General features: G+C 67.5%; 26 protein-coding genes. 10 read left to right on the top strand and 16 right to left on the bottom strand.

The window, feature by feature from the left end; translation table 11 throughout:
• Window positions 1-8: 8 nt before the first annotated feature.
• Genes ABFX29_RS07045 through ABFX29_RS07035 form a run of 3 tightly spaced genes read right to left on the bottom strand, consistent with a single transcriptional unit; the run spans window position 9 to window position 1,113 of the window.
• Window positions 9-404, bottom strand: a complete 396-nt coding sequence (locus ABFX29_RS07045; RefSeq protein ID WP_152226094.1) for an Rv3654c family TadE-like protein — start codon at window positions 402-404, stop codon at window positions 9-11.
• Window positions 404-757 (bottom strand): TadE family type IV pilus minor pilin, encoded by a 354-nt coding sequence (locus tag ABFX29_RS07040; protein WP_152226092.1) that lies wholly within the window; start codon window positions 755-757, stop codon window positions 404-406. Before ABFX29_RS07040 ends, ABFX29_RS07045 begins: the two co-directional genes overlap by 1 nt.
• Window positions 754-1,113, bottom strand: coding sequence for a DUF4244 domain-containing protein (locus tag ABFX29_RS07035; protein WP_246167250.1), 360 nt, complete (start codon window positions 1,111-1,113; stop codon window positions 754-756). Before ABFX29_RS07035 ends, ABFX29_RS07040 begins: the two co-directional genes overlap by 4 nt.
• 299 nt (window positions 1,114-1,412) lie before the next feature.
• On the opposite strand from ABFX29_RS07035, the gene ABFX29_RS07030 reads away from it, so the two are divergent.
• Together ABFX29_RS07030 and ABFX29_RS07025 are read left to right on the top strand one after the other, a co-directional pair.
• The gene (locus tag ABFX29_RS07030; RefSeq protein ID WP_152226090.1) at window positions 1,413-4,235 is read left to right on the top strand and encodes an Ig-like domain-containing protein; all 2,823 of its coding nucleotides are present in this window, start codon (window positions 1,413-1,415) and stop codon (window positions 4,233-4,235) included.
• A 104-nt stretch (window positions 4,236-4,339) separates the two neighbouring features.
• A complete protein-coding gene (locus ABFX29_RS07025) occupies window positions 4,340-4,975 on the top strand; it encodes a TetR/AcrR family transcriptional regulator (protein ID WP_170287714.1) in 636 nt (211 codons plus the stop codon).
• 34 nt (window positions 4,976-5,009) lie between these two features.
• Here ABFX29_RS07025 and ABFX29_RS07020 read toward each other — a convergent pair whose 3' ends face one another.
• The 4 genes from ABFX29_RS07020 to ssd all read right to left on the bottom strand — a co-directional run bounded on the left by ABFX29_RS07020 (window position 5,010) and on the right by ssd (window position 8,823).
• Window positions 5,010-5,633 carry a type II secretion system F family protein gene (locus ABFX29_RS07020; protein WP_152226086.1) on the bottom strand — a complete coding sequence of 208 codons (624 nt, stop codon included), beginning with the start codon at window positions 5,631-5,633 and terminating at the stop codon, window positions 5,010-5,012.
• 16 nt (window positions 5,634-5,649) lie between these two features.
• The gene (locus tag ABFX29_RS07015; protein ID WP_152226084.1) at window positions 5,650-6,423 is read right to left on the bottom strand and encodes a type II secretion system F family protein; all 774 of its coding nucleotides are present in this window, start codon (window positions 6,421-6,423) and stop codon (window positions 5,650-5,652) included.
• 73 nt (window positions 6,424-6,496) lie between these two features.
• A complete protein-coding gene (locus ABFX29_RS07010) occupies window positions 6,497-7,702 on the bottom strand; it encodes a TadA family conjugal transfer-associated ATPase (protein WP_152226083.1) in 1,206 nt (401 codons plus the stop codon).
• Window positions 7,699-8,823 (bottom strand): septum site-determining protein Ssd, encoded by a 1,125-nt coding sequence (gene ssd, locus ABFX29_RS07005; protein ID WP_152226081.1) that lies wholly within the window; start codon window positions 8,821-8,823, stop codon window positions 7,699-7,701. The genes ABFX29_RS07010 and ssd overlap by 4 nt, the downstream gene beginning before the upstream one ends.
• Before the next feature lie 154 nt (window positions 8,824-8,977).
• Between ssd and ABFX29_RS07000 the strand changes: the two genes are divergently transcribed.
• Window positions 8,978-10,690, top strand: a complete 1,713-nt coding sequence (locus tag ABFX29_RS07000; protein ID WP_152226079.1) for a bifunctional 3'-5' exonuclease/DNA polymerase — start codon at window positions 8,978-8,980, stop codon at window positions 10,688-10,690.
• 4 nt (window positions 10,691-10,694) lie between these two features.
• Here ABFX29_RS07000 and ABFX29_RS06995 read toward each other — a convergent pair whose 3' ends face one another.
• The gene (locus ABFX29_RS06995) at window positions 10,695-11,657 is read right to left on the bottom strand and encodes a CPBP family intramembrane glutamic endopeptidase (protein ID WP_152226077.1); all 963 of its coding nucleotides are present in this window, start codon (window positions 11,655-11,657) and stop codon (window positions 10,695-10,697) included.
• Window positions 11,658-11,791: 134 nt separating this feature from the next.
• Between ABFX29_RS06995 and ABFX29_RS06990 the strand changes: the two genes are divergently transcribed.
• Together ABFX29_RS06990 and ABFX29_RS06985 are read left to right on the top strand one after the other, a co-directional pair.
• Window positions 11,792-12,961 carry a sensor histidine kinase gene (locus tag ABFX29_RS06990; protein ID WP_152226075.1) on the top strand — a complete coding sequence of 390 codons (1,170 nt, stop codon included), beginning with the start codon at window positions 11,792-11,794 and terminating at the stop codon, window positions 12,959-12,961.
• The gene (locus ABFX29_RS06985; RefSeq protein WP_152226073.1) at window positions 12,958-13,623 is read left to right on the top strand and encodes a response regulator; all 666 of its coding nucleotides are present in this window, start codon (window positions 12,958-12,960) and stop codon (window positions 13,621-13,623) included. Before ABFX29_RS06990 ends, ABFX29_RS06985 begins: the two co-directional genes overlap by 4 nt.
• Here the strand turns inward: ABFX29_RS06985 and ABFX29_RS06980 are convergent, their stop codons facing one another.
• From ABFX29_RS06980 to ABFX29_RS06970, 3 genes are all read right to left on the bottom strand, one after another.
• Window positions 13,624-14,307 (bottom strand): NUDIX hydrolase, encoded by a 684-nt coding sequence (locus ABFX29_RS06980; protein ID WP_152226071.1) that lies wholly within the window; start codon window positions 14,305-14,307, stop codon window positions 13,624-13,626.
• Window positions 14,304-15,095 carry an endonuclease III gene (gene nth / locus ABFX29_RS06975; protein WP_152226069.1) on the bottom strand — a complete coding sequence of 264 codons (792 nt, stop codon included), beginning with the start codon at window positions 15,093-15,095 and terminating at the stop codon, window positions 14,304-14,306. Before nth ends, ABFX29_RS06980 begins: the two co-directional genes overlap by 4 nt.
• 80 nt (window positions 15,096-15,175) lie before the next feature.
• On the bottom strand, window positions 15,176-16,441 hold the full coding sequence (locus tag ABFX29_RS06970) for a hypothetical protein (protein WP_152226067.1): 1,266 nt from the start codon (window positions 16,439-16,441) through the stop codon (window positions 15,176-15,178).
• Window positions 16,442-16,763: 322 nt separating this feature from the next.
• Here ABFX29_RS06970 and acs point away from each other — a divergent pair, with 322 nt between their 5' ends.
• Window positions 16,764-18,752, top strand: coding sequence for an acetate--CoA ligase (gene acs, locus ABFX29_RS06965; RefSeq protein WP_152226065.1), 1,989 nt, complete (start codon window positions 16,764-16,766; stop codon window positions 18,750-18,752).
• An 87-nt stretch (window positions 18,753-18,839) separates the two neighbouring features.
• On the opposite strand, the gene ABFX29_RS06960 is transcribed toward acs, so the two are convergent.
• Window positions 18,840-19,262, bottom strand: a complete 423-nt coding sequence (locus tag ABFX29_RS06960; RefSeq protein ID WP_152226063.1) for an organic hydroperoxide resistance protein — start codon at window positions 19,260-19,262, stop codon at window positions 18,840-18,842.
• 125 nt (window positions 19,263-19,387) lie between these two features.
• Here ABFX29_RS06960 and ABFX29_RS06955 point away from each other — a divergent pair, with 125 nt between their 5' ends.
• From ABFX29_RS06955 to aroQ, 3 genes are all read left to right on the top strand, one after another.
• Window positions 19,388-19,972: a TetR/AcrR family transcriptional regulator gene (locus ABFX29_RS06955; RefSeq protein WP_152226061.1), complete on the top strand. Its 585-nt coding sequence runs from the start codon at window positions 19,388-19,390 to the stop codon at window positions 19,970-19,972.
• Window positions 19,973-20,101: 129 nt separating this feature from the next.
• Window positions 20,102-21,430 (top strand): MFS transporter, encoded by a 1,329-nt coding sequence (locus ABFX29_RS06950; RefSeq protein WP_246167248.1) that lies wholly within the window; start codon window positions 20,102-20,104, stop codon window positions 21,428-21,430.
• A gap of 8 nt (window positions 21,431-21,438) precedes the next feature.
• Window positions 21,439-21,912, top strand: coding sequence for a type II 3-dehydroquinate dehydratase (gene aroQ, locus ABFX29_RS06945; protein WP_152226059.1), 474 nt, complete (start codon window positions 21,439-21,441; stop codon window positions 21,910-21,912).
• Here the strand turns inward: aroQ and ABFX29_RS06940 are convergent.
• On the bottom strand, window positions 21,902-23,083 hold the full coding sequence (locus ABFX29_RS06940; protein ID WP_152226057.1) for a MarP family serine protease: 1,182 nt from the start codon (window positions 23,081-23,083) through the stop codon (window positions 21,902-21,904). The two genes, aroQ and ABFX29_RS06940, sit on opposite strands and share 11 nt — an antisense overlap.
• Before the next feature lie 221 nt (window positions 23,084-23,304).
• On the opposite strand from ABFX29_RS06940, the gene ABFX29_RS06935 reads away from it, so the two are divergent.
• Window positions 23,305-23,982 carry a Crp/Fnr family transcriptional regulator gene (locus ABFX29_RS06935; protein WP_055239104.1) on the top strand — a complete coding sequence of 226 codons (678 nt, stop codon included), beginning with the start codon at window positions 23,305-23,307 and terminating at the stop codon, window positions 23,980-23,982.
• A 76-nt stretch (window positions 23,983-24,058) separates the two neighbouring features.
• Here ABFX29_RS06935 and ABFX29_RS06930 read toward each other — a convergent pair whose 3' ends face one another.
• The 3 genes from ABFX29_RS06930 to sp36 are packed head-to-tail and all read right to left on the bottom strand — an operon-like array spanning window position 24,059 to window position 25,600.
• The gene (locus ABFX29_RS06930) at window positions 24,059-24,970 is read right to left on the bottom strand and encodes an NUDIX hydrolase (RefSeq protein WP_152226055.1); all 912 of its coding nucleotides are present in this window, start codon (window positions 24,968-24,970) and stop codon (window positions 24,059-24,061) included.
• Window positions 24,963-25,445 carry a RidA family protein gene (locus tag ABFX29_RS06925; protein WP_152226054.1) on the bottom strand — a complete coding sequence of 161 codons (483 nt, stop codon included), beginning with the start codon at window positions 25,443-25,445 and terminating at the stop codon, window positions 24,963-24,965. Before ABFX29_RS06925 ends, ABFX29_RS06930 begins: the two co-directional genes overlap by 8 nt.
• The gene (gene sp36 / locus ABFX29_RS06920; RefSeq protein WP_141653630.1) at window positions 25,445-25,600 is read right to left on the bottom strand and encodes a Sp36 family protein; all 156 of its coding nucleotides are present in this window, start codon (window positions 25,598-25,600) and stop codon (window positions 25,445-25,447) included. Before sp36 ends, ABFX29_RS06925 begins: the two co-directional genes overlap by 1 nt.
• Window positions 25,601-25,627: the final 27 nt, after the last annotated feature.

The following is a 25,627-nucleotide window of genomic DNA, read 5'->3' as shown; positions in this document are numbered from 1 at the left end:
CGCCGGTATCAGCCGGGCCCAGGCGAGCCATCCGGAGGCGGTCCGGCCCGCGCCTGCGCTGTTGCCGGCCAAGGCAGCAGCACAGCTGCAGTTTCGACCGTGACTGTCACCGTTCGTGCCTGCGAATCAGGAGCGCACTGCCCGACCCGGGCTTTGTTCCGTTCCGCCACCGCAGCGGCCAGCACGCAGGGGTCTCCGCTGCGAAGCCCGCGCAAGGCATCCGCCCCGGCGAGCGCGGCCAGATTCGCTGCTGTACCCGCCCGGGCTCCGGAAACCGCTGCGGATGAGAGCAGTACTGCAGCCACGGTCAGCGAGATGGCGCCCAGCACGATGCCGAGCATAAGGACCGTTCCAGCCCCGGTGTCAGCATCCACACGGGACAGGCGGTGAATCCGGTTCATCATTATTCCTCCTGGGGAGCCGAAGCTTCTGCAGCGAGCGTGATTGGCAGCAGGTCCAGCAGCGGTGCCCGGAGCGCAGATTCAACACGAATGTGAATCCATTCCCCGCTCTCGGACACCTCCATCACTGCCCCGTCCCCGGCTAGGCGCGTGACGGCCGCGGCGGCCTTGCCGCTGTCTCCGCGCATGACCAGCCTCGCTGCAGCACCTGCAGCTTCTTCCAGCCGCAGCTGGGTCAGGCCGGCTGCGGCTCCGGTCAGCAGCGCAGCCAGGACGATTGCCGCGGCGGGCATAGCCACCGCGAGTTCCGCAGTGACTGCACCATGTTGGGCTTCCTTGCGGCGTGCGGGCTTCACCCGAAGCTGAGCGCGGCACGAATCAGGGACATCAGCAGCTCCCGGACATCGCCGCTGCTAAGCACCGCGACGAGCAACGCAGCAAAGGCCACGGCGGCCAGGGTAGCAATCGCATACTCTGCCGTGGCCATCCCCGCTTCCCTGTCCTGCATCCGGGCAACCCGCCGTCTTCCCGCCGGAAATTGAATCACCTCGGCCAGGGGAGGAACCACGCCGGCCGTCGTGCGGGACTGGCTGGCGGTCGCCGGAGCAGAAACGACATCTCCGGTGACGGGGTCCTCTGCACCGGCGCTCACGGCGCCGGCCACGCGGCGGGGGCCTGGGAATGATGTTGATTTGGGCTGCATGAATGACATTTCTGTCTCCTCAGTTTTCTCGATAGACAACCGCGGACCGGACGGCCGTTGGCATGAAAACCAGTCTTGCCCCGGCCGGCAGCACCAGGACGGAGGGCCCGGCTTTTATGGATACCCCGCCCCTGCACGCGGCTTGTGGAGGAGGACCTGCCGCTCGGGATCCGTTCAGGTCTCCCGGCACAGAACCTGCATGGAGACAACCGGCGGTCCGCAATTCCGGCAAACATGGTCACCTAAGCCAAGCCCCGGCAGGTTTGTGGGACTAGACACTCAAAATGAACTGACTCTAAAATTGGACTGTGATCAAACTTTCTGAGTCTCCACGTAGAGAGCGCGTACGCACCCGCCCTGGTTCGCGTGTTCGTCGCCGCGTCTCATTGTTCACCGCCGCCTCCGTTGCGCTCAGCGGTCTCGGCCTCGGTGCGGCAATCCCGGCCCACGCCGCACCGCTGCCACAGCACGTCTGGGACTTCACCGAGCCGGCCGACTGGTATGTCCCCGACGGGACAAGCACCATCCTGGTGGGACTCCACGGCGGTAATGGAGGGTCCATCAATATGGGCACCGGCGGACGCGGCGCTGACTTCGCGGTGCAGATCCCCGTAACCCAGGGCGACCGAATCACCGTCTATCCTGCGAAAGATGCCAAGGGCAGGAAGGGCGGCAAGGGCTGGACCAACGGAGGCGACGGTGGGGGCGGCAGCCTCTCGGGAGCCGACGGTGGGGGCGGAGGAGGCGCCGCCGCCGTGAAGCTGAATGGCCAGCTCGTCGCAGTCGCCGGCGGGGGCGGCGGAGGCGGCGGATACAGTGGCGATCCCGGATGGGGCATCTCACTCGCGGGCCTGCTCAAAATCCTCGAGGCCGCGGGCGGGTACTCCGGCCCGGGGGACACAAGCGGCAGCTTCACGTTCGTCCACGGAGGCAACGGCGGGGCCTCGGGCAGCGGCTCCACCGACGGCAGGACGGTGCAGACCTGGCCCGCAACATGGGGAGAGGGGAAGCACTCGACCGCACCCGGCCAAAACGGCAAGGATGACGCCAAGTTCGCAGGGTACGGCAAGAGTGGAGGCAAAGGCGGCAGCGCCGCTTTCGCGACGAGCGGCGGCGGCGGAGGCGGCGGCGGCGGCGGTTGGCCGGCCTCCGGCACCGGCGGCGGCCCGGGGCGCAAGTTCCTGAGCTACTCGGCGGGATCGGGCGGGGGCACCGGCATGAGCTGGGTCAGTGACGTCGGGCGCAGGATCAGCATCGACACAGCTGCGCGGCGGCCCGAGGACATGCACGACTACTTTGGGCCGCTCTCCGAAACAGGCAAAGTACGCATCATGGTCCCCGTGACCTCTACGACGAAGCTCACCGCTCCCGCCCAGGTCGAGGCCGGGCAGGACATCCCGCTGCGTGTGCGTACGGCTGATACCCGGACACCCAACACACCGCTGCACGGCTGGGTGGACCTGTATCAGGGCAGCACACGCATCAAGTACGCCACGATCGGGGGAGACCATACCTTCACCGTGCCGGGCCTGCCGGCAGGGACGCATCAGTTCCGTGCGGAGTTCCGCCCCACCGAGGCCCACCAACGTGACTACAAACAGTCATCCACTTACTCCCAAGACACCGTGACCGTGACCGTCGTCAACCCCGTTCCGCCCCCGCCCCCGGGCCCGTCGGAAGTGGCATCGGCGACCTCGATCGATGTGGCACCGGCGCTTACGACCTACGGCGACACGCTTGCAGCCAACGTGACCGTCGAAGTGGGCGGCGGCGTTGACATCACGGGGCAGACCGTGACCGTTGAAGTGGACGAGGTGCCCGTCGGGACGGGCACGCTCGTAGACGCCGGCAACGGCATCTTCACAGCCGGTCCGGTGCTGCATGTCCCCCCGGCTGGAAACCATGTGGCGACCGCCCGTTTCGCAGGTTCTCAGGATGCAGATCCGAGCACAGTCGATGTTCTTCCCTCGGCGAGCGTGCCCGTGCCCTTCAGCGTCGCTCGTGCCGCGACGGCCACTGCCATCACCCAGGCGCCGTCAGCCCCGCGGGCCTTCGAAAAGGTAGATGTAGCGGCTACCGTCCGCGCCGGCGCCACGGCGGTGAGCGGACAGGCTGCGCTGTACGCCAATGGTGGGCTGCTCGCATACGGCACTGCCGACATCGCGGGCGAGGTCCTGTTCGACGACGTCGTGCTGCCTTGGGGTACGGAGACGCTCACGGTCGAGTTCCTCGGCGACGCAAACGAACAGTACGCGTCCTCGACATCTCCCCCGCACCCGGTGGCGGTCACTCCCATTGCGACGCTCACGACGCTCTCGCTCTCGTCTGCCAGCGTGCGCGCGGATCAGCCGGTAACGATGTCAGCGACGGTGACCAACGCGCTGCTCGGGGTGGACATCGATCCCCGCGGCGCCGTCGAGTTCCTCTTCGATGACGAGGTGGTGCACACCGTGCCTACCGGCATGGACAGCGATCCGGATGTCGACGACGGCGAGGCGACGTTCGAGTTCGTGTCCGACACCCTTCCCATCGGTGCGCATCAGGTGACGGCCCGTTTCGTCCCGGAACCGGGGTTCGGCGCGTCCGCTTCCGCGGCCACCGGTCTGGAGCTCCGCGGGATCCCCACGGTCGTCGTACCGCGGGAGGCGGTAGTTTCGGCGTCGTCCGGGAGCCCGGTGACCATCGAGATCGCTTCTGCCATTGCGGGGTCCACTGTCCGGGCCGCGGCTTCCACGGCCCTGGCCGCGGCGGGGGACCCGTTGGGCGGCCATATCGAGGCCTCCCTGGGTGCTGCTTCCATGGACGCATTTGAGGTCGTCAGCGGGAGGGGCGTCGTTACCCTCTCCGGGCTGCCGGCGGGGACGCATGAAGTGCGGCTGAGATTCGTGCCGGAGTCTCCTGCGATGCTGGAGAGCTCAACGACGGTGACGGTGAACGTGACCGCAGCCGACGAGGGCCGGAACGAGTCGGGCGCGGATGGCACCTCGTACGGTGACAACGGCGACAGGGGCCGGGGTGAGCTCCCCGACACCGGTGCCGGGTTCGGCCCCGCGTGGGCGCTTGGGCTGCTGCTCATTGCCGCAGGAGCTGTGTTCCTGGCGATCTCGCGACGTGCCCGGCGACGGACGTGAATGAGCCGTAGCCAACCAGGCAGATGAGGCGAGCGGATCCGCGTGATCCGCTCGCCTCATCCTCTAGGATTGAGCAGACCCAATGCGCGGACGAGGAGTGGCAGGTGAGCGAAGGGCTGCGCGAGCGCAAGGCGCGTCTCAATCGACGGCGCATGGAGAAGGCCGCCGTCGACCTGGCCTACGAGGAAGGCATCGGCGCGGTTACCGTCGCGCGGGTATGCTCCGTGGCCGGAGTCTCACGCAGCACCTTCTTCAACTACTTCCCGTCACTGGAGGAGGCCATTTTTGGCCCGCCTCTCGAATACGACCCGGCTCTCGCTGAGCGCCTGCTCACGACGCACCACGCCGACCTTGTAGTGGCCTCATCCCTCATCGTGACGGAGACCGTCCGCGGACAGGCGAACGATGACGTCACCCGGCGCCGGCTCACCCTGTTCGCGCGGGAGCCCGGCACAACCTCTGCCGTCTCCTGGGCGAGCTACGTCAGCCGTGAGCGGCTCATCGACGTGATCCGGGCATGGCTTGACGTGCACCCGGAGCTCTCCCGGCTTCCCGGCGAGGACAGCAGCACAGAAGCGCGCCTCATCGTCGCGATGTCGATCTCGATCGCCGACGAGGGAATCCGCGAACTGCAGGAAGTGGACGGCGACCTCGTCATCGACGCCGAGCCGTACCGCAGGGCGCGGCGCCGGCTCGCCGCGATACTTGCTGAGCCGGAAGGGCTGCACGCATCGGAATGAAGTCTCAGGCACCGCGCGCAGTCAGCTTCCTTGCCTAGAATTCCGGCAGCAGGGCCAGCAGCAGCGGCACTACGGTGAAACACAGGAATGCCGGCAGAGCACACAACCCCAGCGGCAAGACCAGATGAATGCCAAGTGCTGCCGCACGCCGCTCCGCTTCCCGGGCCCGGCGGCGTCGAAGCTGGGTGGCCTGAGCGTGGAGCACGGCAGCGGACGGCGCACCGCTGGACGCTGCAAATGCCAGCGCGTCCCTGAGGAGCGCGGCCGTAGGCACAGCGTCCTTGGACGCACGCCCTCCTGCTCTGACCCCCAGCGCCCAGGCCTGCTCCCACCCGGCCCCCAGCTCCAACGCCGTCACTACCCGGCGAAGGACTGCCCCGAGCGGAGGGTCAGCGGTTTCACCCAGTACCAGCAGCACCGTACTCAGCGGGCGCCCTGATGAAAGCATGGCGGCAGAAAGGTCCAGCATGAGCGCCGGGTCCCGGATCCCGGGACCCAGCGCACGGGAGGACATCCCGTCGCCAGTTGCGCCAGCGCGTCCAGTGGCGCCCTTTTCCCCGGTGGTCCGGCCAGATCCGGCCGGCACACGGGAGGCGGGGCCCTGCCACAGGATTGCCGCCGCAAGGCTGAGCAGAAGGCCCACGGCCAGGCCAGTCATCTCCCGATCCGGAACGTCACCCGTTCCCCTCTCCCTGCGGCACCGCGCGCGACAGCAATCGCCTGGACCAGAACCGTGCAGCCAGGCCGAGCACCGTACCTGTTCCAGCGGCGGCCCATCCCAGCGGGTTCTGGGCGAGCACGGCCAGAGGGTTGGTTCCCAGCAGGAATCCAAGTCCCAGCCCAGCAAGCGGCAGCCACGCCAGCAGCCGGACGGTGGCTTGCGGTCCTGAGAGTGCAGAGGCCCGGGCCGCGCGGGAATCCAGGATCGCTTCGAGGCCCTGCGCGTAGCGGCCCAGGATCCCGGCCAGCGGCGCTCCGCTGCGCTCGGAGGCCTGCACACACGCCGCCAAGTCGCCCCACAGCATGGCATGCAGGCCGGAGGCTTCCTGCGCGGCCTGGCGGAGCACGGGAACGGGACTGATCCCGAGCAGGGCTGCACGGGCTGCCCGACCCAGGGTCGGCGAAAGCTGGTTACCGGGGAGGGAATCATCTGCGTCCGGGTGCAGCCTGGCTGCGTCGGCCCATAGCTGGGCCGGCGTCCTGCCCGCCGCCAGAAGACCTGCCAGCTGGTGGACCAGCAGCGGCAGCCGGTGCAGCTCATCCTCCGTGACACGGTTCGGCCGCCTGGTGCGCCGTTGCGCCCGCCAGGACTGGACCCGGTACCGGACAGCTAAGCGGGTCCTGCGCGGCAGGCTCCGTTGCATGGATTCCCGTGCCGTTTGACTCTGGCCTTTGAGTACAAGCAGCCAGGCCGCAGCCAGCAGGCCGGCAACCGCCAAGCCCGTCACGGCTGCCTCCAGGACCAGGACAACCGATCAGGCGCCGGGCATGCGATAGCCGCCAGTTCCCGCATACGCAGCCTCATGCTGTGGCCCTTGCGGTCAGGCGTGCCTGCAGCTTGACCCAGCCCGGCCCGGGTTCGGCAATCCCAGGACGGCAGTCCAGCGCCGTGAGGGCAACCAGTTGGCCGTCGCCGGCTGAGTCCAGGACTGCGATTTCGGCCACGCGGCGGCCATCCGCATCTCTTTCGAGATGGATAACGGCATCCAATGCCCCGACGGCCTGCAGTGCGAGTGCCCGTGCATTCAACCCGGCAAGCGCTCCAAGGGCAGCCAGGCGGGCAGGCACCGTAGAGGCGGCGCTGGCGTGGATGGTTCCGCCTGCGCCGTCGTGCCCCGTGTTCATTGCCGCAAGGAGTTCCCGCACTTCCGCCCCGCGGCATTCGCCCACAATCAAGCGGTCCGGCCTCATGCGCATGGCCTGCCGAAGCAGGTCTGCCAGGTCCACCGAGCCAGCGCGTTCGATGTTTGTGTGCCTGGCCTGCAGCCCTATGACGTGGGGATGCCGAGGCACGAGTTCGGCGGCATCCTCGATCAGCACCAAGCGTTCGTGCGGCGGGCAGAGGGACAGGAGACTTGAGAGCAGTGTGGTTTTGCCCGTGCCTGTGGCGCCGCTGATGAGGAAATTCAGCCGGGAGGCTACGACGCTCCGCAAGATGCCGGCGCACCGTGCGTTCATCATGCCCGCAGCCTGGATTTCTTCCAAGCTGAAGCTGTCCGCTGCCCGTACCCGGATCGATAGAAGAGTGGAACCAGTGGAGATGGGAGGCAGCACTGCGTGCACGCGGTAGCCCCGAAGCTGCACATCGGCGCAGGGGGAGGAATCATCCAGGCGCCGCCCACCGGCGGCGATCAGCCGGACAGCAAGCCCCTGCAGGTCAGCCTCGGAGGAGAAGGCGACTTCTGTCCGGGAGAGTCCGGCTCCCGTGTCGATCCATACCTCCTGTGGCCCATTGACCAGGATGTCTGTCAGTCCCGGTATCCGAAGAAGCCCCTGCAGCGGACCGAGCCCCTGCAGCTCAGCATGGACCCGGTCAACGGCACGCAGCCCTCCGTCCGATCCCAGCAGGCGTCCGCTGGCATGCACCGCCGCAGCCAGCCTCGCTCCTGTTACCGGGACATCGCCTGCCAGGACGTCCTCACGGATCTGGTTGATCAGGCCGGCATACGATTCCGGATCAGCTGCCCGCTGAACAGGCCGCTGTGCCCGGCGTCCGGCACCGGTCATGGTTCGCCTCCGGCTGCGGGCCCGGAGGCTGCGAGGACCCGGCGGACCGCGCGGCGCATTCGGCGGCGGCCGGCTTCCAGCAGCCGCCCGTCGTCGGAGGCTGACGCCAGCCCACGCATCCACGGCAGGTATCCCGCCAGGTCCATGCCCAGCAGTGCGGCGATCCTGGCCTCGTCCATACCTTCCGGCAGCGGTCCCCGGACAACGGCGAAAGTGGGCGGAGCCCCTGAGCCCAGACTGGTCCACCAGGACTTGGCAGCCAGCAGACGGGCGGTTCCACCACCCACGACCGCTAGCAGCGCATCACACTGTTCCAGCGCCCTCGAGTGGCGCGTCGGGCAGGTGCCCAGGTCCAGGATGGTCAGGGCAAAAGCTGCCCGGGCCGCGTGCAGGACTACCGGCTGGACCTCGTCTTCCAGCCCTTCCGGTGCGGGTTCACCGGAGACGTTCCCGAGCACTGCGAACCGTCCCGCCTCCGGGAGCGCAGCCGCCAGTTGGACGGGGTTGACCGTCCCTTCGACACCGGCAAGATCCTGCCAGCGCAGTCCGCTGGCCTCCGCTGCACCCACGCGGTATTCAAGGCCCCCGCCGCTGGTGCCCGTCTCAGCGAGCAGTACCTGCAGCCCGGATTCAGCTGCTTCCCTGGCCAGCAGGCAAGCCAGAGTGGAACCGCCGGCACCGCCGAAAGCCCCGGCCACGCCGAGAATGCGGCCGGCGGGACTGTTACGGCGGGCGAGGTGTTCTGCCAGCCAAGCGGCCGCCTGGGGCAACACCGCCACTCCGTCCACCCCATGGCGGGCGGACTGCTGCCACGGTTCATCAGCATCGAAACCAACACAGATCGTTTCCGCTCCCCCGAAAGCTCTCAAAGCACGTCCGGCCCGTTCCAGTGCATGGGTGTCCACCAGCACGATTCCCGGGGAGAGCGCCAGGGCTGCGGCGATAGTTTCCGCCGTAGCAAGGGCGATGCCGGCCGCCACGGCGATGCGCGCGATTTCGTCCTGGAGCACCTGGCTCTTTGGAGTCACCAGCACGGCGTCCACTCCGCCGGTTTGACCGGAGGAAGCCCGATCCTGTTGTACCCGTCTGGCCGGTGGCGTCCAGGAAAGCGTTTCCGTCATGAGCCCAGTCTCGGGTCCACGCGCCAGGTTCCGGAGCAGGGGCAGCGAAGCTGGGGACTAAATAACCAGGCGGGTACCTTGTGGAGGACAAGGCCCTCGGCACAGAGGAATGGCGCCGTCTACGGATGTCCCCGGGACAGGGAAGAATGAAGGTATGCACCTTGTCCTGGCTCCCGCTACCGGGAACGCCGATGCCTGGGTCCTGCAGCCGGCTGACGCCGCGGGGGCACCCACCGCTCCGTCCGCCGTCGTGCCCGAAGCCGAGATGGCGGACGCTGTGGCGCGGGCGGAGCAGCGGCCGGTCCGCTGGGTCTGGGACCGGACCCGGGAGACATACGGCAGGCTTTTGGCCTCCGGGATCAGCGTTGAACGCAGCCACGACCTCACACTGTCCCGCGAGATCCTGCGCAACTCGGAATTCGCCGCGGAGACGCCCTACATCAAGGAACTGCGGTCCCGCCGTCCGGAGGACGAACCCGATCTGGCACCCCGCCAACTGCTGCCGATGGCGCCGGCACCGGATCAGGGGTCGCTGTTCGAAGGACTCGACGGCGCCGAGACCCTCGATCCCCGCTTCCGCCAGCAAACCCGCACGGTCGAGGAACTCACCGAAGAACTCCAGGACCAGCTCGCCGCCGTCTCCGGAAGTTCGGAACGGCGCCGGCTCACCCTCCTGCTGGCCGCTGAATCCGCCGGCGGACTGGTTGCCGCCGAAATGGAGCACGCAGGCATTCCCTGGCGCCGGGACCTGCACGAGGCCATGCTCCAGGAGCAGCTCGGACCGCGCCCGCCTGAAGGCCAGCGCCCCCCGAAACTCGAAGCCGCAGTCGCAGAACTGCGGACAAAACTGAATAATCCGTCTTTCAACCCCGACTCTCCGCAGGAACTTCTCCGTGCCCTGCACCGCGCAGGCATCGAGGTTCGGACCACCCGCACCTGGGAACTTGAGCAGCAGGACCATCCCGCCATCGAGCCCCTGCTGCGCTATAAGAAACTGGCGCGGCTGCTCTCAGCCAGCGGCTGGAACTGGCTGGATGACTGGGTGGAAGGCGGCAGGTTCCGCACCGAGTACGTGGTGGGCGGCGTCGTGTCCGGACGCTGGTCATCCCGCGGCGGAGGCGCGCTGCAGATCCCGAAGTCCGTCCGCGACGCAGTGCGGGCCGATCCAGGCCACAAGCTCCTCGTCGCCGATGCCGCCCAGCTTGAGCCCCGGGTCCTCGCTGCCCTGGGACAGGACTCGGCCCTTGCCGCAGCTGCGCGCGGCAAGGATCTGTACCAGGGCATTGCAGACCAGGGCTTCAACGGGGACAGGTCGCTGGCCAAAGTGGCCATGCTCGGCGCAATGTACGGGGCGACCAGCGGCGAAGCAGGCCGGCTGATGCCCGTCCTGACCCGCAACTATCCCCGGGCGATCGCCGTCGTGGAGCGTGCCGCACGTACGGGCGAAGCAGGCGGCACGGTTTCCAGCCGGCTGGGCCGCAGCACTCCCCCGGCATCCGAACGGTGGCTTGCCTCGCAGCGGACCGCCTCGGCGGAGGAACAGCGACGGGCGGATAATCTCGCCCGCTCCCGTGGCCGTTTCACGCGAAACTTCGTGGTCCAGGGCACCGCGGCCGAGTGGGCTACCTGCTGGCTGGCGGGAATACGACGGCGGCTGCGCGCGGCGTCGGGAACCTCACCGGCGGGGCGGCTGGTGTTCTTCCTTCACGACGAAGTGATGCTCGAGGTTCCTGCCGAACGCGTCACAGAGGCCGAGGCAATCGTCACCGAAGCTGCAGCCGAAGCAACGGAACTGCTGTTTGGGCAGATTCCCTTGGAGTTCCCGGTGGTGTGCGCCGCTGTCGACTCCTACGCCGAAGCGAAGTAGCGGCTCAGCCAGCCGGGCCGTCAGCCGCAGCTGTACCGGAGGGCGCAGGACGTTGAAGGGTACCGGAGCGCGGGAACCAGCGGACCGCCAACAGCACGTAGGCCAGCACGACGCCCATGGATACCGGAAGATGGGCCAGCGGCAGGTCGACGGCGTTCGGATCTGCCAGCCCCACCGCCCCCAGTGCCAGCACCACCAGGTTGTTCACCACGTGCAGGGCGATGGCTGCCTCCAGTCCGCCCGTGTGCCACGTCAGCCAGCCAGCTGCCACGGCGAAAACGGCGACGTCGATCTGGCCCACCAGTCCGTAACCGTGGCCGAGCACGAAGAACGGCACCGGAAGAAGGATCGCGAAGGCCGGATGGCGCAGCCAGGATCCTATGACCTGCATGAGCAGCCCTCGGAAGGCGTACTCCTCCGCGGCGGCCTGAAACGGGACCACTGCCACGACGACCAGGAGCATCAGCCACCATCCCCCGGTGGCGCCGCTTCCGGTTGACTCGCCCGAGGGTTCTGCGGGCAGCAGCAGCGTGACCGCGCTGCCGGCCAGGACGAGCCCGGCAGCCGCCGCCAGCAGCCGGGGAAAGAGCTGCCAGCGCAGCCGGCCGGTAACCGACGAAAGCGTCCCGGCGCTCCGCCTCCCGCCCCAGCGCACGCCCAGCGCTGCCGCCGGCCAGAGCAGACACACCGCTCCCAGCAGAAACGCCAGCTGCCCGGGGTCGCGGAGGTCTGTGTCCGCCGAAACGGCGTTGTCTACGGTGGTGGCCACCGCCGGCACGAAGAATCCAAGGATGAACAGGAACACGACGGATGCCAGGACCAGGACACAGTAGATCCCGGCGGCGCATAGCAGGGTGAGCACCGGACGCCACCACCGGTAGTCCGGCCTTAAGCGGGCCAGGCGGTGGAAGGCAGTCCATTGGGGTGCGGCTGCGGGCTGGGCGTGGAGTGAGGGAGGGGGAACCATGCTCCCCAGCCTCCTTCCTGCCAGCCCTTCCCCGCATCGGTCCTTGGGTCCCTTCCCGCTCCGCCCTCTGGCGCCCGAAGCTCATGCTTTCGGCCAATTGCCGGGTGTAAGCGGCCCTCACTAGGATCGATTGAATGCAGCCGATGCCCTACCGCCCCAGCGTCCTTCGGACCACGGGACTGACCCTCGGCGCGGCGGCGGCCGGAACCGTCACCTTCCTGGTGGTGCAGGGCAGCCTGATCCCCGCCGACGGTTCGGAACCGCCGCCCACTTTCCTGGCACTGATGGTGCTGGACCTGCTGCTGGGACTTGCCGCCGTCGGGCTCCTGCCGCTGGCACTCCGGCGGGCGCCGCTGGGCGCCGGCCTGCCGATCATTGCGCTCTCTTCGCTCTCCTCCCTGGCTTTCATCCCGGCCTGCATGGCGCTGATCGGTATTGCCGCCCTGCGCCGGCCCCGCGCCCTGGTCGCCGCCGCGGCCGCCTACGCTGCTGCCGTCGCGGTGGACCTGGCCGTGCATCCCGACGGAGACCTGCCCTGGTGGGCCGTTCCGACGGCCGCCGGCCTGCTGCTCGCTGTCCTGGTCCTGACGGGCCTGAACCGCGGCGCCCGGCGGCAGCTCATTCGCTCCCTGCAGCATGAGGCGCAGAGCGCGCACCGCGAGCAGGAAGCACGGATGTCCGCGGCAAGGATGGCTGAACGCACCCGCATCGCCCGGGAAATGCATGACACCCTCTCCCACCGGCTGAGCCTGATCTCCATGCACGCCGGGGCCCTCGAGTACCGCTCGGACCTGGACCGGGACACCATCCGGGCCACCGCGGCCATACTGCGAGAGACTGCCCAGACGGCCGCCGGTGAACTGCGCACCGTCTTGTCCGTACTGCGGGAGGACCCGGCTGAGACCGCACCGCAGCCCGCACTGGACTCGATTCCCGAGCTGGTGGCCTCGGCCCGAGCAGCCGGCAGCGACGTTACGCTGCACATGGATCCCCCGCTCCAGGGTGAGTCAGCGGCTTCACTGCCGGACGCAACCTCCCGCCACCTGTACCGGATTGTGCAGGAAGGGCTCACCAATGCGCAGAAGCATGCACCGCGCCAGCCCATCCGGGTCTCCCTTACCGGCGCTCCCGGACAGGGCATCACGGTAGCCGTCAGCAATCCCCTGCCGGCCGGCGCAGCAGCTCCGGACGCCGGTGGGCTTGGTCTGGTTGGACTGGCTGAACGTGCCCGGCTGGCGGGCGGATCCTTTGAAACCGGCGTCCGCGGGGATGCCTACGCAACGACTGTGAAGGTGCCGTGGTGAAACCGCTACGCGTCCTGCTGACTGACGATGAGCCGCTCATCCGTGCCGGGCTGCGGCTCATCCTCGACGGCGCACCGGACATCGAGATCGTGGGTGAGGCCGGGGACGGTGAGTCCGCCGTCCGCCTCGCAGCGCAGCTGCACCCGGACGTGGTCCTCATGGACATCCGGATGCCGGTCCTGAGCGGCATCGGCGCCACGGAACGCATCACTGCGCTGGCCACACCACCCCGGATTATCGTGCTGACCTCGTTCGATACCGATGACTTCATCCTTTCGGCCCTGCGCGCGGGAGCCAGCGGGTTCCTCCTCAAGGACACGGCACCGGAAGTCCTGGTGTCCGCCGTCCGGGACGCGGCGCAGGATTCGCTGCAGTTCTCCCCAGCCGTGCTGAAACGCATCGTGGCCGCTGCGGCGGCGGTCCCTCCGCCGTCCTCCCGGGTGCATGACACACGGCTGGATGTGCTCAGCGATCGGGAGAGGGAGGTCGCGGAGGCCGTGGCGCGCGGACTGACGAATACGGAGATCAGCACCGAGCTGTTCGTCAGCGTCGCCACTGTGAAGACACATATCGCCAACGCCTTCACCAAGCTGGATGTCACCAACCGCGTCCAGTTGGCCGTCACCGTCCTGGAGGCGCTGCGGTACGCCGAGGCGAAGTAGCTACAGCGGCGGAACCATTTCACGGGTCTCGTCCCAGGGCAGGGTCCAGCCGAGCTGATTGAAAACCTCGTCCAGCAGCAGGGCCGTGAATCCCCACACCACCACTCCGTTCACGAGGAACGCCGGGCCGCGGTGCTCCTGGCCTCCGCGGCGCAGCACAGTGGTGCGGCGGTTGGCCGGGTTCAGCAGATCTGCCACGGGCACGCGGAACACCGATGCGGATTCTGCCTCGTCCACAACGTCCACAGGGGTGGGCCTGTCCCACCAGCCAAGGACAGGAGTCACCAGGAAGTTGCTCACCGGCAGCCCTACCTTGGGCAGGGTGCCCAGTACCCGCACGCCGCTGGGGTCCAGCCCGGTTTCCTCATTCGCTTCGCGCAGGGCCGCGGCTACGGCGTCCGCGTCGGATGCGTCCACGCCACCTCCGGGGAAAGCCACCTGGCCGGGGTGGTCGTTCAGTGTGGAGGCGCGTTCAACGAAAAGGACATCAAGGTCGTCGGGGATCGCCTCCGAGTGGAAGCGGGCGGGATGTTCGTCCAGGACTCCGAAGAGGATGAGGACCGCGGCTTCACGGGCAACAGCCGGGTCGACGGCGCGGGTCAGGAAGCGCAGGTCGCGCCCGTAGTCCCCGCCCCCGCTGCTGGCCAGGCTCCCGAACGCTTCCAGCTGCGCCTGGGCGCTCATGCTTCGAGACCGTAGCCGGCCGCGCGCAGCTGAGCCCTGGTTTCAGAAGCCATCATCCTGGCAAGCAGGTCCTCGCGTCCGGGAGCCAGCTCGTATTTGAGCAGCTTGCGGGCCTTGTCCGGGTCCGTTTCACCTTCCCCGTAGGAAGGGCACAGCTGTGCGACGGCGCATGCCCCGCAGGCCGGCTTCTTGGCATGGCACACCCGGCGGCCGTGGAAGACCACACGGTTGGACAGCGGCGTCCAGTCCTTGGGTTCGAAGAGCTCCGCCACGTCCTGCTCGACCTTCACCGGGTCTTTCGACTCGGTCCAGCCGAACCGCCGGGACAGGCGCAGGAAGTGGGTGTCCACCGTAATGCCGGGGACGCCGAAGGCATTGCCCAGCACCACGTTGGCAGTCTTGCGGCCCACCCCTGCCAATTTCACGAGCTCATCAAGCTTGTTCGGCACTTCGCCGTCGTAGTCGTCCACGATCTGGGTAGCCAGTTTCTTGATCGCAGCTGACTTGGCGCGGAAGAAACCCGTGGGCCGGATCAGTTCCTGCAGCTCCTCTTCGTTCGCTTCCGCAAGCGCACGGGCGTCGGGATAACGGGCAAACAGGACCGGGGTGACGGAGTTGACCCGTACGTCCGTGGTCTGGGCGGAGAGCACCGTTGCAATCAGCAGCTCGAAGGCGTTCGTGAAGTCCAGCTCAGCCACCGCGTAGGGGTAAAGCTCCCCGAGCAGTCGGTTGATCTTGCGGGCGCGGCGCTTGGCCGCCAGCGGGGAGGCGTCGTTGCCGGTGGGCATGTGGCGTGGTGTCCTTCGCAGTCAACGATGCCCCGGCGCTTCGGAAAGAATCCTTAGCGCCGGGGCATCGGTGGGTGGTCTTAGTGTCCGGAGCTGTCGTCGCTGACGCGTTCGATGTTGGTCAGGTCGCGCAGCACGCCGATCCGTCCGGTGCGCTTGTCCTGCACCAGGAACTCGTGGCCGCGGTCTTCCAGGCCAAGCTCCCAGTCACCCGGGTAGAACATGAACAGCGGCAGGCCGGTGCGTTCGTCGACGATCTGCCGCGGCGTGCCGACGGCGAACCAGAACGCCTCCACGACGTTCTCGTTCTCTTCACGGGTCGCTGAGATGGACTCCTGGGCCTGGGTGTTCGGGGCCGGTGCACTGCCCTGGACGGCAGGGTTCACCGTGGTGGCGGGCAGCGGGTCTTCCCCGGCCGGGACTTCCTGGCCGTGTGCGGCACTGTTACCGCCGCCGGATGATCCGGCTGTTTCGGGCGTTGATGCTGCAGCGGCTGCTGCTCCGGAAGCCGCAGTCCCGGCCGCAGCCGCAGTACCCTGGCCGGCTGCCGGCTGTCCGGGTGCGGACAGTCCGGAATCGTCCCGGGGGGCAGCCGCGCTCTGGGCTCCTGCCGCGGCGTCGGTCCGGCCTGCGGCCCCGAAGCCCGCCTCCGGACGGCCTGCATCGGGGTGCTCCTGGGCCTGGACCTGCCCTGACTGGGGTGCACCGGTAACGGTGTCCGCGGGCTCGGGCTGTCCGAACATGCCGGGGCGCCCGGCACCCTGCGTCTCTGTGGCCTTGGGCTCGGGTGCCGGTTTCGGAACACGGACGAGCGGCTTTGCATCCCGCGCAACGGGGTGCGCGGGAATCTCCGTGCGTCCGCTGAACTCAGCGGCAAACGGCGGGATGTGCGGAGCGAACGTGGTCGCAGCGAGCAGGGCCGCGGCACCCAGCAGGCCCAGCAGGGAGCCGACGCTGAACACGTAGACGATCTGCAGGAAGAAGAAAATGGCAGCCAGGACGGCTATCACGGAGGCGAACTGGTCCAGGGAGAGGGAACCAACGCGCAGGCGGGTAGACGGCGCCAGACGGCGGGCAGTGAAAAGTCCGGCGACCACCAGCGGCATGATGATGCCGATCCCAACGTAGAAAAGGCTAAAGGCCGTCCACAGGTTCCGGCCGCTGCCAACGGTGAACGGCAGGACGCTGCCCACCAGCATCACCAACACTGCCGATCCCACCACAATGTCGCGCAGCCCAAACGGCCCCGCAACAGCACGAACCCCGGCTCCCGGTTCGGCGCCGGGCCGCGGCGCAGCGGCTTCCGCAGCGGGACGTTCCTCGTGTTCAACGTGGGGCTGGTTCATTCTGGTCTCCGTTCCGAGAGCATCCAACCGGAAGGCGGGTGCGCCGTCCGTGCTCAGGCACCGCCACAGCGGCGCCGCAAGCGGTTTGCTTTCAGTGACAGCCTAGTCAACGCCAGCAGGACAGACTACCGGTTCACCCCTGCTCCGGGGCACCGGGGTGACCGTTTATCGCATAATTACCCCGTTTCACGGAGGTCCCTGTGACCGGTACCACACGCCGGCCCTGGCCGCGTTAGGGTAAGGACAACATCACCAACAGCCCCGCCGGCCGGGCAGACGCCCGGCCCCGGCGCCGGGTTTAAGCCAACGGAAAGGGTCCGAGATGTCTGAACAGCCTCCGGTCAAGCAGCACGGTGACGCACTGGAGAACCTCTACCACGAGAGCCGCAGCTTTCCGCCAAGCGCGGAATTTGCGGCTGCGGCCGTAGCACAGCCCGGGCTCTACGAAGAGGCTGCCGAGTCCGGCCCTGAGTTCTGGGCCAAGCAGGCTCGGGAACTGCTGACCTGGGACGAAGATTTCACCCAGACCCTCGACTGGACCGATGCACCCTTCGCCAAGTGGTTCGTCGGCGGCAAACTCAACGCCTCGTACAACGCCCTTGACCGCCATGTGGAGGAAGGGCGCGGAGACCGAGTCGCCATCTACTTTGAGGGCGAACCCGGCGATACGCGCACTTACACCTACGCCCAGTTGACTGAAGAGGTGAAGAAGGCCGCGAATGCCTTCGAGTCCCTCGGCGTCTCCAAGGGCGACCGCGTGGCCGTCTACCTGCCGATGATCCCCGAAGCGGTCATCACCATGCTGGCGTGTGCCCGGATTGGCGCGGTCCATTCCGTGGTGTTCGGCGGCTTCTCCGCTGATGCGCTGCGCAGCCGCATTGACGACGCCGAGGCAAAGCTGGTTGTCACCGCGGACGGCTCCTACCGGCGCGGAAAGCCCAGCCTGCTCAAGCCGGCAGTCGATGAGTCCCTGGTCAAGGAAGGGCACACCGTTTCCAACGTCGTCGTCGTCAAGCGCAACGGCGAGCCGGTCGAGTGGACCGAAGGCCGGGACCTGTGGTGGGACGACGTCGTTGGTTCTGCAGGCACCGAGCACACCGCCGTGCCCCATGACTCCGAGCACCCGCTGTTCATCCTCTACACCTCCGGCACCACCGGAAAGCCCAAGGGGATCCTGCACACCACCGGCGGCTACCTCGCGCAGACAGCGTTTACCCACCGGGCCACCTTCGACCTCAAGCCCGAGACGGACGTCTACTGGTGCACCGCCGACGTCGGCTGGGTCACCGGACACAGCTACGTCACCTACGCCCCGCTGGTCAACGGCGCCACGCAGCTGATGTACGAGGGCACTCCGGACACTCCGCACCAGGGCCGCTGGTGGGAGCTGGTGGAGAAGTACAAGGTCTCCATCCTCTACACGGCACCCACTGCCATCCGGACCTGCATGAAGTGGGGCCGGGACATCCCGGGCAAGTTCAACCTGGACTCCATCCGGGTCCTGGGCACCGTGGGCGAGCCCATCAACCCGGAAGCCTGGATGTGGTACCGCACGGTGATCGGCGGCAACGGCGGCAAGAAGGAAGTCCCCGCCCCGATCGTGGACACCTGGTGGCAGACCGAAACCGGTGCCCACATGATCGCCCCCATGCCCGGCGTCACGGCAACCAAGCCCGGCTCCGCCCAGGTTCCGGTGCCCGGAATCTCCGTCGATGTGGTGGATGAGATGGGTGAGCCGGTACCCAACGGCTCCGGCGGCTTCCTTGTGGTCAAGGAGCCGTGGCCGGCCATGCTGCGCGGCATCTGGGGAGATCCGCAGCGGTTCAAGGACACCTACTGGTCCCGGTTCGACAACATGTACTTCGCCGGCGACGGCGCCAAGAAGGACGAAGACGGAGACATCTGGCTGCTGGGCCGGGTGGACGACGTGATGAACGTGTCCGGCCACCGGCTCTCCACCACGGAGATCGAGTCCGCACTGGTCAGCCATCCCTCGGTGGCGGAGGCCGCCGTCGTTGGCGCCACGGATGACACCACCGGTGAAGCGGTGGTTGCCTTCGTGATCCTGCGCGGCAGCGCCAAGGACGACGACGACATTGTCACCACGCTGCGCAACCACGTGGGCAAGGAGATTGGTCCGATCGCCAAGCCCAGGCACATCCTGGTGGTTCCCGAGCTGCCCAAGACGCGTTCGGGGAAGATCATGCGCCGGCTGCTCAAGGACGTTGCCGAGGGCCGCGAGCCCGGTGATTCGAGCACCCTGGCGGACAATACCGTGATGTCCCAAATCGCTGAGTCGCTGCGCAAGTAGCTAAAACGAGATAACAGAAACTGCCCGTATCGAGCTCGATACGGGCAGTTTCTGTTATCTCGTTTTTGGGGGGCGGGGAGGGCGGAACTAGCCGACGACGGCGTCCACTTCCACCTCGATGTTGCCGCGGGTGGCGTTGGAGTACGGGCAGACCTGGTGGGCTTCCTGGACCAGCTTGTCCGCCATGGCCTGGTCAACACCGGACATCTCAACGTGCAGGGCAACCGAGAGCTGGAAACCGCCCTCTTCCTTGGGGTGGATGCTCACCTCGGAGGTGACGGCGCTGTCGCTGATCTGGGCCTTGGCCTGGCGGGCAACCATCTTCAGGGCGGAGTGGAAGCAGGCAGCGTACCCCACCGCGAAGAGCTGCTCGGGGTTGGTGGCCCCGCCTGCACCGCCCATCTCGGTGGGAACGGCGAGGTCGACTTCCAGCAGGCCGTCGCTGGTCCGGGCTTCTCCGTTCCGGCCGTCGCCGGTAGCCGTGGCAACTGCTGTGTAAATGGCGCTCATCGGGTTCTCCTTCGAGTTTGAACACTTGGCTGTCGAAGAGCGGAACATTCCGCCGTTCTGCTAGTAGACTAACTAGTAAGTCTACTAATGGCCAGTCCTCCCGGACCGGCAGCACAGGAGTATTCATGGCAGATCAGACACCCGGCCAGCCGAGGCCGGTCCGCGAGCGCATCCTTGATGCAGCGACGGACGCGTTTTACCGCGAGGGGATCCGCGCCGTCAGCGCGGACAAGATCATTGCCGCCGCGGGCACCACCAAGGTGACCTTCTACCGCTATTTCCCCACCAAGGATGACCTGGTGGCCGCCTACCTCGACCGGCAGTCGGCGCTGATCCGTGAGGCGGCGGAGAATCTGCCCGCGGACCCCTGCGAGGCACTGAAGACTCTGGCGCAGGTCATGGGCTCCGAAGCCTGCAGGCCCGGTTTCCGAGGCTGCCCGTTCATCAATGCGGCAGCCGAATACCCTGCCGGCGACCACCCGGTACGCGCCGCCGTCACCCGCCACCGGGACTGGTTCCGCGGGCTGGTGGCCGAGCTTGCGGGCAGGCTCGGGGCCGTCGATCCGGAGCTCGCCGCGGATCAGCTGATCATGCTGCGCGACGGCGCCATGGTCCACGGGTACGTCGCCGATCCCCAGGCGGTGGGCACCTCACTGCTTCAGGCCGGCCGCGCCGTCCTGAAGCAGCACCTGCCCGCAGGGCGGCGCTAACGCAGGAGCTGCTTGGGAGGCAGGCCCGGCCTGCCATTCACCGCGCCGTGGCCGCGCCCAGTGACCGAAATCGTGACCTTCGGCTCAGCAACTGGCCAAAGCCGCCGGCACCTAGCACAATCAGCACTTGTGTCTACTTCCTCAACTACGGTGAACCCCGCACAGCGTTCCCGGATGGCCCGCAGGGTCGCCGGAGCCTCCTTCGTCGGGACTGCACTGGAATCCTATGATTTCTACGTTTTCGGCACCGCGGCGGCGCTGATCCTGAACCGGGTGTTTTTCCCCGACGTGGATCCGCTCACCGGCACCCTGCTGGCCTTCCTGTCCCTGGGCATGGGCTTCGTTGCCCGGCCGCTGGGCGCCGTACTGTTCGGCCATATCGGCGACAGGGTGGGCCGGAAGAAGTCACTCATCTACACGATCGTCCTCATGGGGCTGGCCACCGGCATCATCGGCCTGCTCCCGGACTACGCCTCAATCGGCGTCTGGGCTCCGATCCTGCTGGTGGCGCTGCGGCTGCTGCAGGGCCTGGCGGTGGGCGGGGAATGGGGCGGCGCTGTCCTGATTGCCAGTGAACACGCCGAGCCGCGAAAGCGCGCCCTCTACGCAGCCATCCCGCAGATCGGCTCGCCGGTAGGCACCATCATGGTCACCGCGACCTTCCTGATCCTGACGCAGGTCTCCCCCGAAGCCATGGAAGCCGGGGTCTGGCGCATTCCGTTCCTCCTGGCATTCCCGTTTATGGCCGTGGCACTCTACCTGCGCCTCGCCATCGACGAAACACCGGTCTTCAAGGACGTGGCCGAGCACCACCAGGTGGCGCGTGTTCCGGTCCTGGAGGTCCTCCGGAGCCAGCCCGCCGCCGTCGTCATCGCCATGGCCGCCGCCCTGCTGGGCATCGGCTCCTACTTCCTGATGACCACCTACACGCAGGCCTACGGCACAACAGTTCTGGGACTGTCCGAATCCACGGTGCTGAACGCCGCCCTGGTGGGCTCGATCCTGCAGCTGGCCACCATTCCGGCCTTTGGATGGCTCGCCACCCGGATCGGGTCCGCGCGGGTTGTTGCCGGCGGGGCCGCAGCCACGGCACTGATCTCGTTCCCGCTGTACTACCTGATCAGCGTTGCGGACCAGCCGCTCTACATCATGACCATCCTGATCGGCGGAATCGCCCCCACCGCCGCGTGGGCTGCCCTGGGCGGGCTCATGGCGGACCTGTTCCCGGCCCGGACCGGCTACACCGCAATGTCCCTGGCCTACAGCTTCGCCGGCATCGCGGCAGGCTTCACGCCGGCGGTCACACAGCTCTTCTCCGACGCCACCGGCGCCGCCTGGTGGCACCCCGGTGCTGTGCTGGCCCTGATGTCCGTCATTACGATCGCCGGCGCCCTGTCAGCTGCCCGCCGCATCCGGGCGCAGTCACAGACGCAGGACGCCGCGCAGGTTGCGGCATAGTTGAACCCATGACTACAGAACGCACCCGCAACCTCCTGGTCCTGAACGGCCCCAACCTGAACCTGCTTGGTACGCGCGAACCCGCGGTCTATGGGACGGACACCCTGGATGACGTGGAGGCTGCCGCCGTCGCGGCAGCGGAATCCCACGGCTGGACCGCGGACTGCATCCAGTCCAACCACGAAGGCGACTTGATTGACGCGATCCACGGGGCACCCGGGCTTGCCGATGCGATTATCATCAACCCTGCCGCCTACAGCCACACGTCCGTGGCAATCCGTGATGCACTCTCCGGAGTGGGGCTTCCAGTGGTGGAAGTACACCTGAGCAACATCCACAAGCGCGAAGAGTTCCGGCACCACTCGTTCGTCTCCGCCGTGGCGGAGGTTGTCATCTGCGGAGCCGGAATTGCCGGTTACCGGATGGCCGTGGACTACATAGCCGCGAAGCTGGACGCCGCCGCCGGGTCCGCTACTCGCTGATGCACTCCCCCGGCGATACAGCGCTGCGGTAATCCGGCGCGGCGTCAGCGATGGGGCCCAGTTCCGCCAAGGACAGTGCGTAGCCGATCGGCTGGTCGCCGGTGGTCTTGGCGAAGACCACTCCGGCCACCTGTCCGTCAATATCCAGCAGCGGGCCGCCGGAGTTGCCCTGCTGAACGTTGGCGGCCAAGGTGTAGACCTCCAGGATTCCCGGGGAGGTTCCGTAGATGCTGCGCACGGACACGTCGCCGAGGTTCTGCACTACGGCGGGCTGGAGCCGGAAGGGACCGCCGGCCGGGTAGCCCGCAAACGCAGCGGTTGTTCCCGCAGGCAGTTCGGTGCCCAGTGCCAGCGGCGTGGCGTCCAGGTTCTCCACGGCAATGACAGCCAGGTCCCGTGCCGGGTCAAAGTGCACAACCCGCCCGGGCAGCACCCCGCCTCCGGGGACCTGGACCACCGGTTCGCTGACTCCGGCCACCACATGGGCATTGGTGATGACCCGGTCCTCGGCTACGACGAACCCTGACCCGGTCTGGTTCTGCCCGCACTGGAACGCAGTGCCGGTGATCTTCAGGACAGACGACGACGCCGCGGTCAGGGCATCAGAGCTGATTCCCTCGGAAGGCAGCTCCACCGTTTCAGGAGCTGCGCCGTCGAAAATGCGCGGCAGCCCCTCGTCGAGGGTGAAGGAACGCACCTGCGCCGCTACCGTCTTCACCGCATTCGGCGTCATTGAGTCGATGGTCACCAGGACCTTGGAGGAGGCGATCTGCTGGGATAGGAAAGGCATGCCCAGCGTGCCGATGCTGAACGCCAGCATGGACATCACCACGGCAGCGACCACCACGTTCAGTGCACCGCCAAGGATCCGGTCCAGTGCGCGCAGCGGTGCGAAGTTGAACCAGCGGCGCACCCCACCGCCCAGCGCGGCTCCGGCCGCGTGGCCCACCAGGACCAGCACGACGGCGGTTGCGATCACGGCCACGAGCCGCCAGGTTTCATCCGGCACCCAGCCTGAGACCAGGGGGATGGCGAAGAACGCGGCCACGGCACCGGCCACGAAGCCTACGATGCCGCCGAGTGTAACCGCGAGACCGTTCCGCAGGCCCGCCAGCAGGTAAAACAGCAGGGAGAGGCCCAGAATGATGTCCAGAACGGTGAATCCGAGCACAAAGAGCTCCAATATGGTGTACGTACGCGTGCGGCGGCTGGTCGCGAGCCGCTTTGCCTCCCGAGTCTAGCGGCCGCCCCTGACGATTCGACCGACGTGTAATCCTGCGCACATTAGGCAGGGCGTTTTATCATCCGAGGGCGAACAAAGCTATTACGGCTGTCACATGCCCCTTCGGTGCGGCAAGATAGTAGAAGCGACAACTATTAACAGGAGATTTCATGGATATCGAGGTATTGCGCCGCGCGCCTTTGTTCGCCTCACTGGGAGACGACGTCTTCGCCGCTTTGACCGACGAACTCACCGAGGTCGATCTGTCCCGCGGGGCATCAGTCTTCCGCGAAGGTGACCAGGGCGACCAGCTCTATTTCATCGTGTCCGGAAAGATCAAGCTGGGGCGTTCGGCTCCTGACGGCCGCGAGAACCTGCTGGCCATTCTTGGCCCGGGCGAATTGTTCGGCGAGATGGCCCTTTTCGACCCGAGCCCCCGCACCGCCACGGCCACCGCAGTGTCCGAGACGCGCCTGGCTGGCCTGCGCCACGAGAACCTCCGCGCCCTGATCGAGACGCGCCCCGAGGTGTCCGTACAGCTGCTGCAGGCCCTTGCCCGCCGCCTGCGCCGCACCAACGAGTCCCTGGCCGACCTGGTCTTCTCCGACGTCCCGGGCCGTGTCGCCAAGGCACTGCTGGACCTGGCGGACCGGTTCGGCCGGCCCGCAACAGACGGCATCCTGGTGGCCCACGAACTGACGCAGGAAGAGCTGGCCCAGTTGGTTGGCGCTTCCCGCGAAACCGTGAACAAGGCGCTGGCTGAATTCGTCCAGCGCGGCTGGCTGCGGCTGGAGGCACGCGCCGTCGTCATCCTTGACGTGCAGCGCCTGCGCCAGCGCTCCCGCTGAGTCTTTCCAGACAAAAAGAAAGCGGCACCGCCTTCCTCCCGGAAGCGGTGCCGCTTTTGCATTGTGTCCGCGGGCATCAGCGGCCGCGGTGCCCGGATCCCTCCGCGGCGTCGACAGCCGTCACCCGCAGTGCGTACCCGCCGTCAGCTTCCACGAGTTCAGGCTGGAAAACCTCGTTCGCGCGCCGGTGCGCCAGGTAGGCAATGCAGCCCCGGGCCTTGGCCAGCTTTTCGATCATCAGCGCCACGGCCGGAACCGTGAGCTGTTCCAGCGTCAGCCCCTCCGTATCCGGCTGGGCAACTTCATCACCCAGTGCCGCGGTGCCTGCCCGTTCCATTTCCACTGCAGCCGCTCGCCATTGCCCCCAGACACCCTTGGTTTCCAGGAGCGAGGTTTCCTGCCCCAGCGGCTGGACGGCGGCAAAGTAGCGGGTGTCGAAGCGGCGCAGCGCGAAGTCCGCGGTCAGCCAATGGGTGAGCGGCCGCAGCAGGTCGCTGCGCAGTCCCAGTCCGCGGCGGGCCAGCAGGCGGGGGAAGGACTCCTCCCCGGAAGCGATGCCAACTCGCGCGGTCATCCATTCCGGGCCCCGGTTGCTTTCCAGCAGGGTGGACTCATCCGGACCAGCCAGCAGCACGCCGGTCTCTTCAAACAGCTCCCTGGCAGCGGCTACAACGTGGCGGCGGGCTTCCTGGGCGTCGTCCATCCCCAGGGTCCTGGCCCACTCGGCGGGTGACGGGCCGAACCAGTCAACGGGATCGCCGTCGGTTTCTTCCAGGCTGCCGCCGGGGAAGGCGATCTTGCCCAGCGGGGATTCGCCCCGACGGTAGCGCAGGAACACTTCGGCTCCCTGGCGGGAGTCGCGCAGCAGCAGGACGGAGGACGCCGCCCGCGGCTTGCGGGCGGCTCCTTCGCCGCGTTCGAACCAGCTTTGCGCTGCGCCCTGTTGCCAGGGCGGCAGCTGGAAATGCCGGGTGGAGACGCTAGGCAAACTCTGCGATCACTTCCACTTCCACCGGCGCGTCCAGCGGCAGCACTGCCACGCCGACGGCGGAACGGGCATGGCTGCCCGCCTCACCAAATACCTGTCCCAGGAGTTCGGACGCTCCGTTGATGACGCCGGGCTGGCCGGTGAAGGACGGGTCGGAGGCTACGAAGCCCACAACCTTCACAATCCGGGTCACCCGGTCCAGGTCACCGATCTGCGCCTTGATGGCCGCCAGGGCGTTCACGGCACAGCGTGCGGCGTACGTCTTGGCGTCCTCGGCGGTTACATCCGCACCGACCTTGCCCGCGGCCGGCAGCGCACCGTCAACGAACGGCAGCTGGCCGGAGGTGTACACGTGGTTCCCGCTTACTACGGCAGGAACGTAGGCTGCCACCGGTGCGGCGACCGGGGGCAGGTCCAGGCCGAGTTCGGCCAGGCGCTGCTCGACGGCGGAAACCGCCTCGGGGGCAGTGCTCATCAGGCCTTCTCCCGCTTCATGTAGGCCACTGAACCGGTGCCGTTCGGGGCCGGGGTAATCTGCACCAGCTCCCACCCTTCTTCACCGTGCATGTTCAGCACGGCGCCGGGGGTGTGCAAAGGCAGCGGTGTAATGAAGTATTCCCATTTGCTCATGATCCAAAGACTAGCGCGTGCTTGTAG

Origin of the sequence: Arthrobacter gandavensis, from assembly GCF_039528575.1 — a bacterium.
Lineage (GTDB): Bacteria > Actinomycetota > Actinomycetes > Actinomycetales > Micrococcaceae > Arthrobacter_B > Arthrobacter_B citreus_B.
This window is presented reverse-complemented; position numbering and strand designations above follow the sequence as displayed.